Below are 14,915 nucleotides of genomic sequence, written 5' to 3' on the forward strand. Positions count from 1 at the left end.
CCCCGGTGCCTGCGCCCCCGTCGGCCAGCCGCCCGCCGCCTCGTCCCGCCCCGGCGTCCGCGTCCCCGCCGGTCGGCCGCCCGCGGCCGTGCCCATGCTCGCCGCGCGTGCCGCCCTCGTGCCCGCCGCCCCGCTCGTCCAGGCCAGCAGGGCGCCCGCGGCGCCGGCGCCCGTGCCCCAGGCGGCGCCGAGGAGCAGAGCCGTGCCGACCCGGCCGTGCAGGTCCAGGCCCGCGCCGAAGGCGTCGAAGCCGAGGACGGACAGGGAGGCGTTCACGGAGACGTCCGTCAGCCGGGCGAGGAGCGGGAGGGTGAGCGCGGTGGCCACACCCAGCCGCAGCGCGCACCGGCCGGTGAAGCCGAGGGCGCTGTCGGTGGGCCGCAGCACCGGGGTGCGGACCGCCGTCAGTACCCCGCCCAGCAGGATCATCAGCGCCGCGGCCACCGCCAGCAGCCACACCCGCCCGTCCAGCTCGGCCAGTCCGCCCACCGTCACGGGCTGGTCGGGCCGCCCGTCGAGGAGCTGGTCCAGCGGGTGCGGGAGCACGGTGCCGAGGGCGCCCGTGGCGCTGCCGTCCCAGGGGACGAACAGGCCGAGCGGCACGCCGAGCCAGACCCCGTTCGGAGCGCCGAGCAACGCCGCGCCGGCGATCCGCCGCGGATGGTCGTCGCCGATCGCCGCGTAGGCCGCCGCCGCGAGTCCCGCCGCAACGGCCACCAGCAGGACGGTGACGAGCGCCGAGGCCGCCGGCCGGACCACCCGGTGCACGGCCCCCCAGCCGGGCGGCAGGGGAGCGCGCCGGGCGGCGAGCAGCGTGATGGCCAGGACCCCGACGCACCAGCCGAGGCCGCCGAGGAGCGTGGCAGAGGTGTCCACGGTGAAACCGACGGCCGCCTTGGCGTGGATCAGGTCGCCGATCCGGTCGGGCAGCAGTCCGCTCACGGCACCGAGCCCCGGAACGCTCAGTCCGCCGCCTCCCGCGCCGCCTCCCGCGCCGTCCCCGCCCGGCAGGCCGTCGAGGCCGAGCGAGCCGCCGTCGAAGGTGATGACGTCGTGGCCGGCCCGGGCGAGCCCGCCGAGCACCGCCATGAAGAGCACGGTCACCGAGCCCGCGCGGGCGAGGAGTTCACGCGGCGCCACTACAACTCCCGCCGCGCGCAAGGACCGTAGGAAGAACCAGGACAGGAGCAGGGCCCCGACCAGGCTCACCCCGAGTGGCGTGATCTCGACGGCGGTGTGGGCCTCGGCGCCTTTCAGTCCGAAAGCGGACACATCGCCTGCCGGAGAGACCGAACCACCCGCCCCGAGCGTCACAACGGCCGCCGTCATGGGGCCGAGCGATCCCGCGGCGTCCGCCCGGAGCAGGTGCAGACCGAGCGCGGCCGTGCCCGCCATACCGGTCAACGCCCAGCTCACGGCGGCGATGGCGGACAACAGGATGTTCCCCCAGGGCAGCGGCGCACGGTGCCGCGTGGTCTCGACGCCCCTGACAGCACTCATCGCAGACCCCCCGATCCACGGCGCGGCACCGATGGCCGCGCTTGTCCCCCTCGGGGGGATTACCACTTTCCGGCCCGGTTTCAACCCCGCCGGCGGGGCGAGTTGGAGCGCGTGCGGCAGTCCCTGGCAAGGCCCGGGTTTCGGTCAGGGGGCCGAGCCTGAAATAGTTCCCCACGATGTTCGACATCCCTAGACTCCCCGCGACGGGGGTATTTCGGGGGACAACTCAGTGGGGCATGGAGTGCCGGAACTCGTACTGCAATCAAACGGACGGACCTGGACGCTCGACCCGTCCAGGCCCTACACCCTCGGCCGCGATCCGCAGGGTGACATCGTCTTCGACGACGCCAGGGTCTCCTGGCGACACGCCACGGTCAGCTTCGACGGCCGCAGTTGGGTCATCGAGGACCACGGCAGCACCAACGGCACGTTCGTGCGGGGGCAGCGGATCCAGCGTCTGGAGATCGGACCCGGCTCGTCGCTGCATCTGGGCAACGCGACCGACGGACCGCGGCTGGATCTGTCGGGCGCCGCGGCACCGGTCGGCGGCCCGGACCAGCAGCGGTCGGCACCGTACGCGGCCCAGGGCGCCGGCGCACCCGGCTGGGCCCAGCACGCCGCCCCGCAGCAGGCACCGGCACAGCAGTCGTCCGCGCAGCAGCACGCCGTACCCCACCAGGCCCCGGCGCACCAGCAGCCGGACCGGACGGGACGGCAGCAGCCGCCCGCGTTCCCGCAGCAGCAGGCCGGCCCCGCCGACCAGTACGTGCAGAAGACGCCCGGTGGTGGCGCGGGGGCGCCGCCGGTCCACGGCGACCGCAGTCCGACCACGTTCCACCAGTTCGCGCTCGGCCGCGTGATGCGCATCGGCCGTGCCCTGGAGAACGATCTGGTCGTCTCCGACCTCCAGGTCTCCCGGAACCACGCCGAGTTCCACGCCACGCCCGACGGCCGCTTCGAGATCCGTGACCTCGGCTCGCACAACGGCACCTACGTCAACGGCCAGCCGATCGCGAAGGGCGGCTCGGCGCTGCTCGGCCCGAGCGACATCGTCGGCGTCGGCCACTCCACGTTCCGGATCGTCGGCGACCGCCTCGAGGAGTTCGTCGACACCGGTGAGGTCTCCTTCTCGGCCCGCCACCTGACCGTCACGGTCGACGGCGGCAAGCAGATCCTCAAGGACGTCTCCTTCGGCGTCCCCGAGAAGTCGCTGATCGCCGTGATCGGCCCGTCCGGCTCCGGCAAGTCGACCCTGCTCAAGGCGCTCACCGGATACCGGCCCGCCAACCAGGGCGATGTGCTGTACGACAACCGGAACCTGTACAAGCAGTTCGCCGAGCTGCGCCAGCGCATCGGTCTGGTTCCGCAGGACGACATCCTGCACAAGGAGCTGACCGTCAAGAAGGCCCTGAAGTACGCGGCCAAGCTGCGCTTCCCGGCCGACACCACGGGGCAGGAGCGCGACGCCCGCATCGACGAGGTGCTGCGCGAGCTGAAGCTCGACATCCACAAGGACAAGAAGGTCACCTCGCTCTCCGGCGGTCAGCGCAAGCGGGTGTCGGTGGCCCTGGAGCTGCTCACCAAGCCGTCGCTGATCTTCCTGGACGAGCCGACCTCGGGTCTCGACCCGGGCATGGACCGCGATGTCATGCAGCTGCTGCGCGGCCTCGCCGACGACGGCCGCACGGTCCTCGTCGTCACCCACTCGGTGGCCGAGCTGGCGCTGTGCGACAAGTTGCTGGTGATGGCTCCGGGCGGCGCGGTCGCCTACTTCGGCCCGCCGGAGGAAGCGCTGAACTTCTTCGGCTACGACAGCTGGGCCGACGTCTTCTCCGCCTTCGAGAACTACCGCGACTACGACTGGGCGGGCCGCTGGAAGGGCTCGCAGCACTACCAGATGTACGCCGCCGAGATCGACGCGATCGCCCCGCAGTCCGTACCCGCGCCGGTGCCGCAGGCGATGAAGCCGCCCAAGCCGCAGAGCTGGGGCTCGCAGCTGATGACCCTCGTCCGGCGCTATGTGTCGGTCATCGCATCCGACAAGGGCTTCCTGGCGCTGACGGTGATCCTGCCCGCGGTCCTCGGCGCGGTCAGCCTGCTGATCGACCACAACCGCGGCCTGCTGGTGAACCATCCCGGCAAGAACGGCGTGCCCGTCCCGAACGGCACGGCCACCACCGTCCTGCTGATCCTCGCCGTCGGCGCGTGCTTCGCGGGCGCCGCGAACTCGGTCCGTGAGCTGATCAAGGAACGGGTGATCTACGAACGGGAGCGCGCGACCGGCCTGTCCCGCTCGGCGTACCTGATGTCGAAGGTGGTCGTGCTCGGCGCCGTCACGGTGCTGCAGGGCCTGATGGTCGGCGTGATCGGGTTCGCCAGCCGGGAGATCCCGAAGGAGGGACTCGTCCTCGGCGGCTCGACGCTGTTCGAGCTGTGCCTGCCGATCATGGCGCTCGGCTTCACCTCGATGATGTTCGGCCTGGTGATCTCCTCGTTGGTGAAGACCGCCGAGAAGACCATGCCGCTGCTCGTGATGTTCGCGATCATCCAGGTCGTCTTCACCGGCTGCCTCTTCACCCTGCACGGCACGCTCGGCGTCAACGAGTTCTCGTACCTGATGCCGTCGCGCTGGGCGGTCGCCGCGGCCGGCACCACGCTGGACTTCAACAACATCGCCCCGAACACCGACGACCCGACCAGCACGGACCCGCTGTGGGACCACACGGCCTCGGCCTGGGGCCTGGACATGGTCGCGCTGATCGCGCTCGGTGTGGTCTGCGGCTTCCTCGTGGCGCGCTTCCTGCGCCGCCATGAGCCGGAGGTCATGCGCAAGTAGCCGTCCCCGTACGACGCCGAAGGGCGGCACCCCGCTGTGGGGGTGCCGCCCTTCGGCGTCACGTCGCTACGTCGTCGAGGTCCCGCGCCAGGCCTCAGTACGCGCTGTTGACGTTGTCGATCGAGCCGTACTTGTCGGCCGCGTAGTTGGCGGCGGCGGTGATGTTGGCGACCGGGTCGTAGATGTTCCAGGACGTGCCCGGGACGTGGTACGCGGTGAAGGTCGGCGGGATGACCTGGAGCAGGCCCTTGGACGGGATGCCGTTGACGGCGTTGACGTCCCAGTTGTTGATGGCCAGGGGGTTGCCGGAGGACTCGCGCATGATGTTCTTGTGCAGGCCGTTGTAGCTGCCCGGGATGCCCTTGGTCTTCATGATGCCCAGGGCCTGCCGGATCCAGCCGTCGAGGTTGTTGGCGTACGTCTTCGCGGCGACCGGCTGCATCTCCAGACGCTGCGTGGAGCGGGTGGCGGCCTGCTGGACGGCGTGCTGCTGCGCGGCCTTCTTGGCGGCTGCCTCGTCCGCCTTCTTCTGCGCGGCGGCGTCGGCGGCCTTCTTCTGCGCGGCGAAGGAGTCGAGCTTGACGTTCTCGCCGGCGAGCTGGTCGGTGACCGTGCCCTTGACGTTCTTCAGGACCGTGCTGGAGGCGACCTGAGCGGTCGTGGCGGCCGGGGCACCGGCGACGACGGAGTCGGCGTTGCCGGGGGCGGCCGAGAAGGCGAGGGCGGCGGTACCGAGTGCGGCGACGCCGGCGACGGCGATCTTGTGGTGCTTGGTCAGCGTACGACTAAGAGCACGGTCGAGGATGTTCTTGGGCATGGCTCATGGACCTCTTCGAGTAGCGCGGAGGTCGCTCCTGCGTCCGCCGGGGGAATCGGCTCCTCCCACACGAACGCCGCGGCGGGAACCCGCGGCGCTGAGCGACGGAAGCAATTCTTAGCGGGCGCAAAATGTCCGGGCAACGGTGTGACGTACGATCCCGGGTAGTGGATCAGGGAAGGGCAAAACGGGACAGACAGGACCGTCTATCCCGTTCATGCGGATGGGTTTATCTCCTATGCCCTTTCGTACGTGATGTGGGCCCTATGTGCGGGCTCACATGGGGCACCGACCTCGTCTCACCAAGAGTTGCCACTGCAACGCTCTGGGTGAGCAAGCTCCTCCGGGAGGATGAGAGGGACGCCGCCGAACTCGTGCCACAGGTAGAGCTGCCCAGCGCCTCGGCGTGGAGCAGCCGGGGCTCAGGGCGTGGGGTGGCGAGCACCTCGTCGACCACACGCGCGCGTGCGGGCTTGCCTGCGGCCGCGACGAGCTGGCCGAGGGCGGCCCCCGCCTCGGCCCCGGCCGTCAGCGCATCGTAGGAACGGCGCCGTCCGGGCCGCGCCGGACGTGGGCGGCGCGGCGCCAGGACCCTTCGGCGTACGCCCCTCATCCCGGTCCGGGGCCTACGCCGAAGGCCCTACGTCCAGCGGACCGGCCCCGCCGTCACGAGGCCGATCCGCACTGTCACACCCCGCCGGTACCGTGAGGACATGAGTGAAGGCCCCCGGTCCGGCCTCGCCGCGGTGAGTTCCGCGCTGCTGGCCATGAGCAGGCATCTGGAGGTGCGCGACGTCCTCAAGACGATCGTCGCCTCCGCCCGCGAGCTGCTCGACGCGCAGTACGCCGCCCTCGGCGTCCCCGACGATCACGGCGGCTTCGCCCAGTTCGTCGTGGACGGCATCAGCGACGAGCAGTGGCGCGCGATCGGCCCGCTCCCGCGCCAGCACGGCATCCTCGCCGCGATGCTGCACGAGGCGAAGCCCGAGCGCCTCGCCGACGTGCGCAAGGACCCCCGCTTCGAGGGCTGGCCGGACGCCCACCCCGACCTGGCCGACTTCCTGGGCCTGCCCATCCGCGACGGGGACGAGGTCATCGGCGCCCTCTTCCTCGCCAACAAGCTGCGACCCGCGGGCGGACACCCCGCGTGCCCGCAGCGGGAGGGCGGCTGTGGCTTCACCGAGGAGGACGAGGAACTGCTCGCCATCCTCGCCCAGCACGCCGCCATCGCCCTCACCAACGCCCGCCTCTACGAACGCAGCCGCGAGCTGACCATCGCCGAGGAACGCTCCCGCCTCGCCCACGAACTGCACGACGCGGTCAGCCAGAAGCTGTTCTCCCTGCGCCTGACCGCCCAGGCGGCAGCCGCGCTCGTGGACCGCGACCCCGCCCGCGCCAAGGGCGAACTGCACCAGGTGGCCTCCCTCGCCGCCGAGGCCGCCGACGAACTGCGCGCGGCCGTCGTCGAGCTGCGGCCCGCCGCGCTGGACGAGGACGGCCTGCTCGCCACCCTGCGCACCCAGATACAGGTCCTCGACCGCGCCCACTCCGCTCGTGTGACCTTCGCGAGCAACGGCTTCCGCGCCCTGCCCGCGTCCCAGGAGGAGGCACTGCTCAGGGTCGCCCAGGAGGCCCTGCACAACGCCCTGCGCCACTCCGGGGCCGCCCACGTCGACGTCAGCGTGGAGCGGCGCGGCAGCGGCGCCGTCCTGCGCGTCACCGACGACGGCAGCGGCTTCGAGCCCACGGCGGTCCACCGCGCCGGACGCCACCTCGGCCTGGTCTCGATGCGGGACCGGGCCGGCGGGGTCGGCGGCTCGCTGACCGTGGAATCGGCGCCCGGCAAGGGCACCACGATCGAGATGGAGGTTCCCGGTGGCTGAACCGATCAAGGTGCTGCTGGTCGACGACCACCAGGTCGTCCGCCGGGGCCTGCGCACCTTCCTGGAGGTACAGGACGACATCGAGGTCGTCGGCGAGGCCGCCGACGGCGCCGAGGGAGTCGACCGCGCGGAGGAACTGCGGCCCGACATCATCCTCATGGACGTCAAGATGCCGGGCCTGGACGGCATCGGCGCGCTGCGCAGACTCCACGAAATCGGCAACCCCGCACGCGTGTTGATCGTCACGAGCTTCACCGAACAGCGCACGGTGGTCCCGGCCCTGCGCGCCGGCGCCGCCGGGTACGTCTACAAGGACGTGGACCCCGACGCCCTCGCCGGCGCCATCCGTTCCGTCCACGCCGGACACATCCTGCTCCAACCCGAGGTCGCCGACGCCCTGCTGTCCCAGGAGATGTCGAACAGCGGTCAGGGCAGAGGGAGTTCGCTCACCGAGCGGGAGCGCGAGGTGCTCGGCCTGATCGCGGACGGCCGGTCCAACCGCGAGATAGCCCGAGCCCTCGTCCTGTCTGAGAAGACCGTCAAGACGCATGTCTCCAACATCCTGATGAAACTCGACCTGGCCGACCGCACCCAGGCCGCGCTGTGGGCCGTACGTCACGGGGTGGCCGGCTGAAACGCCCTGACCAACGCCTCACGCACGACAACACGGAGGGTCACGGCCCAGGCTGAGATTCATACCGTCGTGGGAATGTCACCCGGATGGCGCACCCTCCGGTGATCTCCGCCGTTCTCCAGTGCGTGCCGCGGCGATCGCCGCGCTGAACGTCCAGGAGGGGTTGACAGTGAAGAACCTGAAGAAGGCAGCGGCCGTGACGATGGTGGCCGGTGGTCTGGTGGCCGCCGGTGCGGGCATGGCCTGCGCCCACGGCGGAGCCGACGCCGCCGGCGCCGCCCACGGCTCCCCGGGAGTCGGCTCGGGCAACGTCGTCCAGGCCCCGGTGCACGTCCCGGTGAACGCCGTCGGCAACAGCGTGAGCGTCATCGGCGTCCTGAACCCGGTATTCGGCAACCTCGGCCTCAACCACTGAGGTCCGGCCGACGACGGCCCAGGCCCCCCGGACCCACCCGGGGGGCCGGTCGGGTTGTCGTCCGACCGGCCCGAACGGGCACCGGGGCCACGCCGTCGTACCCCGCCGGGGGCTTCCGCGTTGATCAGCGCACGACCCACGGCCGGGCCGGACACGCACACGCAGGAGGAACCCCGTCCCACGCACATCGCCCAGAAGGCCGCGACAGCGGCCTGGGGAAGCGCCCCCGGGCAAGCCGTCCGTACGGACACCGGGCCCCGGGGGCCTACCGCGCCCCCCGCTCCCGCTGCTCCACGAACGCGTTGTACGCCGCCACCTGCGCCCGCCGGGCCGTCCGCTCCACCGGCCGCAGCGCCGCCCCCCGCGCCGCCATCTCCGAGGCGCTCACCGCGCCCCCGTGCCCGTGGCCGTACGCCAGCGACACCAGCAGCCCCACCCGCTGCGCCAGCTCCAACACCCGTACCGCACGCGGCGGATACCCCGGTGCCAGCACCTCCCGCCCCCGCTCGGCACGCGCCCGGTACGCGTCGATCGCCGCCTCCGCCACCGGCCCCGACCCGGCGACGTCCAGCTTCGACAGCACCTCGGTCGCCTCCCGCAGCGCCTCCGCCAGCTCCCGCTCGGCCTCGCCCAGCGAGGGAACGTCGGCCGGCGGAGCCTCCCGCACCGGCAGTACCTGCCAGACCACCTCGGCGTGCACATCGCCCTCGGGCCCGGCCTCGTACAGCCGAGGCACCAGTCCGAACGGGGCGCCGTGACAGACCGCCGCCTCCTCGGCCTCCAGCGCCCGCGCGTTGAACTCCGGCGGACCGCTCAGCCCCAGCGGATGCCCCGGGGCGGGCAGCGCCACCCGCAGCCCGGTCACCCCCAGCGTGCGCAGCCGCCCCAGCGCGAGTGTCAGCCCGACCGGCGCGGACTCTCCGGGCAGCCCCTCCACCCGGTGCACCGTGTCCTCGCCCACGATGGCGAGCACAGCGTCGTCCGGAGAGACAAGTCCTGCCAAAAGGGCATTTCCCCAAGCGGCAAGGCGTCCTGAACGCGGTTCCGAGAGCATGCCCCCACCCTAAGGACCGGACCGATGGAATGGTGCGGGGCGCTCGTGGCGTAGATTTCATAAGGGCTGCGCCCACAGGCGCGGCGGACCCGAGCCACAGGCGTACGCGACAGCCGAGACCGGCCACACAGCAGCAAGGGGAGACAACGCGCTCATGAGCGATGTTCTGGAGCTTCAGGACGTATCCGTGGTCCGCGAGGGCCGGGCTCTGGTGGACCAGGTCTCCTGGTCGGTGAAGGAGGGGGAGCGCTGGGTCATCCTCGGCCCCAACGGCGCCGGCAAGACCACTCTCCTCAACATCGCCTCCAGCTACCTCTACCCCAGCAAGGGCACCGCCACCATCCTCGGCGAGACCCTCGGCAAGCCCGGCACCGACGTCTTCGAGCTGCGCCCCCGCATCGGCATGGCCGGCATCGCCATGGCGGAGAAGCTCCCCAAGCGCCAGACCGTCCTGCAGACCGTGCTCACCGCCGCCTACGGCATGACCGCCGGCTGGCAGGAGGAGTACGAGGCCGTCGACGAGCAGCGCGCCCGCGCCTTCCTCGACCGCCTCGGCATGACCGACTACCTCGACCGCAGGTTCGGCACGCTCTCCGAGGGCGAGCGCAAGCGCACCCTGATCGCCCGCGCGCTGATGACCGACCCCGAGCTGCTCCTGCTCGACGAGCCCGCCGCCGGACTCGACCTCGGCGGCCGTGAGGACCTGGTCCGCCGCCTCGGCCGGCTCGCCCGTGACCCCATCGCCCCCTCGATGATCATGGTCACGCACCACGTCGAGGAGATCGCCCCCGGCTTCACCCACGTCCTCATGATCCGGCAGGGCAAGGTCCTCGCCGCCGGCCCCATCGAGCTGGAACTCAGCTCCCGCAACCTCTCCCTCTGCTTCGGCCTCCCGCTCGTCGTGGAGCAGGTCGGCGAACGCTGGACCGCCCAGGGCCTGCCCCTCGCCTGACCCCGCCGCTCCCCCCTTCGCGCCCTGTCCGCCGCCCGACCCGCGGTCCTACCATGACCACGTGAACAACATCGACGCATGGGTGTGGTGGCTCGTCGGCGCGGCGGCGCTCGGAATCCCGCTCGTGGTCACCGCGATGCCGGAGTTCGGCATGCTCGCGGTGGGCGCCGTGGCGGCGGCGATCGTCTCCGCCCTCGGCCTCGACGCGGTGATCCAGGTCCTCGCGTTCGTCGTCGTCTCCGTCGCACTCATCGCCGTCGTCCGGCCCATCGCGGCCCGCCACGGCAGACAGCGCCCCCAACTGGCCACGGGGATCGAGGCGTTGAAGGGCAGACAAGCCGTCGTACTGGAACGCGTCGACGCATCCGGCGGCCGTATCAAGCTCGCCGGAGAGGTCTGGTCGGCCCGCGCCCTCGACACCGGCCGCGCCTACGAAGCGGGCCAGGAGGTGGACGTCGTGGACATCGAAGGAGCCACCGCGATCGTCCTCTGAGACAAACCGCCGAGAAGGGCCACGAGCTGCCCGACGGTCTGTCAGACTCGACCAGCAAGATCTTCAACAGTCATGAGATCTGCCGAAGGCGCCGAGGCGGAGAAGGGTACGGGGAACGACGATGGAACCGGTCATCATCGTCCTGATCATCCTGGTGGTGTTGGTCTTCATCGCCCTGATCAAGACGATCCAAGTCATCCCACAGGCCAGCGCTGCCATCGTCGAGCGCTTCGGCCGCTACACGCGGACCCTGAACGCGGGCCTCAACATCGTGGTCCCGTTCATCGACACCATCCGCAACCGCATCGACCTGCGCGAACAGGTCGTCCCGTTCCCGCCGCAGCCGGTGATCACCCAGGACAACCTGGTCGTGAACATCGACACGGTCATCTACTACCAGGTCACCGACGCCCGGGCCGCCACCTATGAGGTCGCCAGCTACATCCAGGCGATCGAGCAGCTGACGGTCACCACCCTGCGCAACATCATCGGCGGCATGGACCTCGAACGGACGCTGACCTCCCGCGAGGAGATCAACGCGGCCCTGCGCGGCGTCCTGGACGAGGCCACCGGAAAGTGGGGCATCCGCGTCAACCGCGTCGAGCTGAAGGCGATCGAGCCGCCCACCTCCATCCAGGACTCGATGGAGAAGCAGATGCGCGCCGACCGGGACAAGCGGGCCGCGATCCTCCAGGCCGAAGGTGTCCGGCAGTCCGAGATCCTGCGCGCCGAGGGCGAGAAGCAGTCGCAGATCCTGCGCGCCGAAGGCGAGGCCAAGGCAGCCGCCCTGCGCGCCGAGGGCGAGGCCCAGGCCGTCCGTACGGTCTTCGAGGCCATCCATGCCGGCGACCCGGACCAGAAGCTGCTCTCCTACCAGTACCTCCAGATGCTTCCCAAGATCGCCGAGGGGGACGCCAACAAACTCTGGATCGTCCCCAGCGAAATCGGCGACGCCCTCAAGGGCCTCTCCGGAGCGGTGGGCAACTTCGGGCCTTTCGGCGGCGGTTCGGGCAACAGCGGATCCTCGGGCAACGGGGGTTCCGGGGGCACGGAGCGCCGCGAGAAGCCGAACATCGACTGACGGTCATCGACTGACGGTCATCGACTGACGGTTCCCGGCGACGCCGGACCCGCGCCCCTCGGGGGCGCGGGTCCGGCGTCGATCGGACACAACACGTGGCCGACGACCGCGACACCCCCGCGCCACGGCGAAAGGTCAGGCGGCTTCCCCGGCCAGCCAGTCGGGCAGCGACGTGAGATCGTCCTGCCCCAGCGCGAGCAGCATCGCATCGGCCGGCGTCGGCTCGAAGGGGTCCCGGAGCAGAGCCATACCCGCCTCCACCGGCGTCCGGTTGGCCTTGCGGTGATTGTCCTCCGCGCACGCGGCCACCGTGTTCAGCCACGTGTCCTGCCCGCCCCGCGACCGCGGAACGACATGGTCCACGGTCGTCGCCCGGCGCCCGCAGTACGCGCACCGGTGCCGGTCCCGCACCAGCACCCCCCGGCGCGACCACGGGGCTTGTCTTCGGAACGGCACCCGTACGTACCGGCACAGCCTGATCACCCGGGGCGCGGGTATGTCCACGTCGGCACCGCGCATACGCAGCTCGGGGTGGGCCTGCTCTACCACGGCCTTGTCCTGCAGCACCAGGACCACGGCCCGGTTCAGAGTCACCGTCGACAACGGTTCGAAGCTCGCGTTCAGGACCAACGTGTCACGCATCCAGCCCACCTCCCGTGTGCACCTGCCCACCCCCGGCGGGCTGGGATCAACTCTGGACGGGCGCGCCGAGATGGACAACGCAATAAAAAATGCCCGCCTCCGATCACTTCCAAGACCGGAGGCGGGCAAACGTTCCATGAACGCTCGGGTGAATCGCGGCGGTGCGGTCAGCCCTGCGCGGGGTTCTCGTACTCACCGATCAGCTGGGCACGCGCGATCGTGTGGAACCGGAGGTTGAAGCCGACGACGGCCGGAGAGACGTCCGCGTCCGGGCCCAGCTTCTCCTGGTCCACGGCGTACACCGTGAAGACGTACCGGTGCGGGCCGTCCCCGGGGGGCGGCGCGGCACCACCGAAGTCCTTCGTCCCGTAGTCGTTCCGCACATGTACGGCGCCCGCGGGCAGCCCCTCGAACTTTCCGCCGCCCGCACCCGCCGGCAGTTCCGTCACGGAGGCCGGGATGTCGAACAGGACCCAGTGCCAGAATCCGCTGCCGGTCGGCGCGTCGGGGTCGTAGCAGGTCACGGCGAAGCTCTTGGTCTCCGCCGGGAAGCCTTCCCAGCGCAGCTGCGGCGAGGTGTTGCCCTCCGCCTGGACCTGGGCGCTCTTGAGCGTCGCGCCCTCCTCGATGTCCTCGCTCGTCACCGTGAACGACGGCACGGGCGGATGGAAATCGTGGGGGAGCGGCCGCCGCTTGGGCTCGGTCACCTCGGTACCTCCTGATCGATGATCTGGAACCAGCAGTTCCCGAGCCTAGAACCAGTTGCGCTTGCTGCCGACCTCGGACAGCCACTGGTTGAGGTAAGCAGCCCAGTCGGTCCCCTGCCAGTCGTTCAGACCCACCTGGAAGGAGCGGTAGGTGTCCGATCCCTCGCTGAACAGTCCCGGCTTCTTGTCCATCTCCAGCACGACGTCCATCGCGTGCTCGTCGGCCACGAAGCTCAGCTCGACCTGGTTCAGGCCCCGGTACTGTGCCGGCGGGAAGAACTCGATCTCCTGGTAGAACGGCAGCGTCTGCCGCGTACCCCGGATGTGACCGCGCTCCATGTCCGCGTTCTTGAAGCGGAAGCCCAGCTGGATGAAGGCGTCCAGGATCGCCTTCTGCGCCGGCAGCGGGTGCACGTTGATCGGGTCCAGGTCGCCGGAGTCCACGGCCCGCGCGATCGCCAGTTCGGTGGTCACGCCGATGTTCATGCCCCGCAGCGCCTGACCGTCGATCATGGTGACCGGCGTCTCCCAGGGGATCTCCAGCCCGAACGGCACCGCGTGCACGGCACCCGCCCGCAGCTCGAAGGCACCACCGAGACGCACCTTGGTGAACTCGATGTCCTGCTTGTACTCCTGGTCGCCGCTCTCCACCTCGACCTTGGCCTGCAGACCGACGGACAGCCCCTCGATGGCCTGGTCCACGGACCCGCCCTGGATCCGCACCTCACCCTGGACGACACCGCCCGGTACGACGTTGACCTCGGTCAGCACCGTCTCGACCGACGCCCCTCCGGCACCCAGGCTCGCGAGCAGCTTCTTGAACGCCATGGCACTCCCTTTACGAATGAACCCTCGACCCGTACAAACGCGATCCGCCCGCCACCGGTTCCGCCGGCGCGGCACCTCGTCTGCACTACCCTCGGAGGGCATGATCGCGCCCCCGGACCGTACGCCACTGCCCCGCACCTTCTTCGACCGCCCGGTCCTGGAGGTCGCGCCCGACCTCCTCGGCCGCATCCTGGTGCGGACGACCCCCGACGGCCCGATCGCCCTGCGCCTCACGGAGGTCGAGGCGTACGACGGCCCGACCGATCCGGGCTCGCACGCCTACCGCGGCCGCACCGCGCGCAACGCGGTGATGTTCGGTCCGCCCGGACACGTGTACGTCTACTTCACCTACGGCATGTGGCACTGCATGAACCTGGTCTGCGGACCCGAGGGCCGGGCGAGCGCCGTCCTGCTCCGCGCGGGCGAGGTGGTGGAGGGCGCCGAGCTGGCCCGCAAGCGACGGGTTTCGGCCCGCAACGACAAGGAACTGGCCAAGGGGCCGGCGCGGCTCGCCACGGCGCTGGAGGTCGACCGGGCGCTGGACGGTACGGACGCGTGCACTTCCGACGAGACACCACTGAGGATGCTGACGGGCACGCCGATCCCTTCCGACCAGGTACGCAGCGGTCCCCGCACCGGTGTCGCCGGCGAGGGCGGGAACGGCGACCTCCACCCGTGGCGCTACTGGGTCGCCAACGACCCGACCGTCAGCCCCTATCGGGCCCATGTGCCGAGGCGCCGCCGAAGTTGACTCGGCCCGCCAAGGTGCGTAATGTATCCCGAGCCGCTGAACCGGGTACGGCGATCGCCTGCAGCCGGAGCGGCCAAACCACTCACCAGCTCCAACCCCTTCGTCGGGGTCGATTCCGGCGCGCCCGCGTGCCTGAATTCGAACCCGCGAGACTCGATTATGAGTCGCGGAGGGAATCGGCTAACGTAGTGGACGTCGAAAGGGCGGACGGCGAAAGCCGAAAACCCCGAGACAATCCCGCCGACCGGGAATCGGACGCCGAAAGGATCTGATAAAGTCGGAACCGCCGGAAAGGGAAACGCGAAAGCGAAGACCTGGAAAG

Annotated in this window: 14 protein-coding genes; 8 read left to right on the forward strand and 6 right to left on the reverse strand. The window is 70.8% G+C overall.

Annotated features, from left to right (window positions below; translation table 11 throughout):
* The coding region (locus tag AB0B40_RS03145) for a streptophobe family protein (RefSeq protein WP_362262420.1) at positions 1-1,500 on the reverse strand (1,500 nt) is incomplete at its 3' end.
* Positions 1,501-1,741: 241 nt separating this feature from the next.
* Here AB0B40_RS03145 and AB0B40_RS03150 point away from each other — a divergent pair.
* Positions 1,742-4,336, forward strand: a complete 2,595-nt coding sequence (locus AB0B40_RS03150; protein ID WP_345058623.1) for an FHA domain-containing protein — start codon at positions 1,742-1,744, stop codon at positions 4,334-4,336.
* 94 nt (positions 4,337-4,430) lie between these two features.
* Here AB0B40_RS03150 and AB0B40_RS03155 read toward each other — a convergent pair whose 3' ends face one another.
* Positions 4,431-5,153, reverse strand: a complete 723-nt coding sequence (locus AB0B40_RS03155) for a transglycosylase SLT domain-containing protein (protein ID WP_345058620.1) — start codon at positions 5,151-5,153, stop codon at positions 4,431-4,433.
* A 713-nt stretch (positions 5,154-5,866) separates the two neighbouring features.
* On the opposite strand from AB0B40_RS03155, the gene AB0B40_RS03160 reads away from it, so the two are divergent.
* From AB0B40_RS03160 to AB0B40_RS03170, 3 genes are all read left to right on the forward strand, one after another.
* Entirely contained in the window at positions 5,867-7,036 is a 1,170-nt protein-coding gene (locus AB0B40_RS03160; RefSeq protein ID WP_362262425.1) for a GAF domain-containing sensor histidine kinase, read from the forward strand.
* Positions 7,029-7,670: a response regulator transcription factor gene (locus AB0B40_RS03165; RefSeq protein WP_345058616.1), complete on the forward strand. Its 642-nt coding sequence runs from the start codon at positions 7,029-7,031 to the stop codon at positions 7,668-7,670. Before AB0B40_RS03160 ends, AB0B40_RS03165 begins: the two co-directional genes overlap by 8 nt.
* A gap of 169 nt (positions 7,671-7,839) precedes the next feature.
* Positions 7,840-8,085 (forward strand): chaplin, encoded by a 246-nt coding sequence (locus tag AB0B40_RS03170; RefSeq protein ID WP_345058614.1) that lies wholly within the window; start codon positions 7,840-7,842, stop codon positions 8,083-8,085.
* Positions 8,086-8,350: 265 nt separating this feature from the next.
* Here AB0B40_RS03170 and AB0B40_RS03175 read toward each other — a convergent pair whose 3' ends face one another.
* On the reverse strand, positions 8,351-9,139 hold the full coding sequence (locus tag AB0B40_RS03175; RefSeq protein WP_362262429.1) for a hypothetical protein: 789 nt from the start codon (positions 9,137-9,139) through the stop codon (positions 8,351-8,353).
* Positions 9,140-9,293: 154 nt separating this feature from the next.
* Between AB0B40_RS03175 and AB0B40_RS03180 the strand changes: the two genes are divergently transcribed.
* From AB0B40_RS03180 to AB0B40_RS03190, 3 genes are all read left to right on the forward strand, one after another.
* The gene (locus tag AB0B40_RS03180) at positions 9,294-10,091 is read left to right on the forward strand and encodes an ABC transporter ATP-binding protein (protein WP_345058610.1); all 798 of its coding nucleotides are present in this window, start codon (positions 9,294-9,296) and stop codon (positions 10,089-10,091) included.
* 61 nt (positions 10,092-10,152) lie between these two features.
* Positions 10,153-10,584: an NfeD family protein gene (locus AB0B40_RS03185; protein WP_345058608.1), complete on the forward strand. Its 432-nt coding sequence runs from the start codon at positions 10,153-10,155 to the stop codon at positions 10,582-10,584.
* Between the two features lie 121 nt (positions 10,585-10,705).
* A complete protein-coding gene (locus AB0B40_RS03190; protein ID WP_345058606.1) occupies positions 10,706-11,665 on the forward strand; it encodes an SPFH domain-containing protein in 960 nt (319 codons plus the stop codon).
* A 135-nt stretch (positions 11,666-11,800) separates the two neighbouring features.
* On the opposite strand, the gene AB0B40_RS03195 is transcribed toward AB0B40_RS03190, so the two are convergent.
* From AB0B40_RS03195 to AB0B40_RS03205, 3 genes are all read right to left on the reverse strand, one after another.
* Positions 11,801-12,307 (reverse strand): HNH endonuclease, encoded by a 507-nt coding sequence (locus tag AB0B40_RS03195; RefSeq protein WP_345058604.1) that lies wholly within the window; start codon positions 12,305-12,307, stop codon positions 11,801-11,803.
* A gap of 167 nt (positions 12,308-12,474) precedes the next feature.
* Entirely contained in the window at positions 12,475-13,014 is a 540-nt protein-coding gene (locus tag AB0B40_RS03200) for a YbhB/YbcL family Raf kinase inhibitor-like protein (protein WP_345058602.1), read from the reverse strand.
* Positions 13,015-13,059: 45 nt separating this feature from the next.
* Complete coding sequence (locus tag AB0B40_RS03205; protein ID WP_345058600.1) at positions 13,060-13,842, reverse strand: sporulation protein; 783 nt, start codon at positions 13,840-13,842, stop codon at positions 13,060-13,062.
* Between the two features lie 100 nt (positions 13,843-13,942).
* On the opposite strand from AB0B40_RS03205, the gene AB0B40_RS03210 reads away from it, so the two are divergent.
* Positions 13,943-14,593: a DNA-3-methyladenine glycosylase gene (locus AB0B40_RS03210; RefSeq protein WP_362262436.1), complete on the forward strand. Its 651-nt coding sequence runs from the start codon at positions 13,943-13,945 to the stop codon at positions 14,591-14,593.
* Positions 14,594-14,915 lie beyond the last annotated feature (322 nt).

This window comes from Streptomyces sp. NPDC042638 (assembly GCF_040647235.1).
In the GTDB taxonomy this organism is placed as follows: domain Bacteria; phylum Actinomycetota; class Actinomycetes; order Streptomycetales; family Streptomycetaceae; genus Streptomyces; species Streptomyces rameus.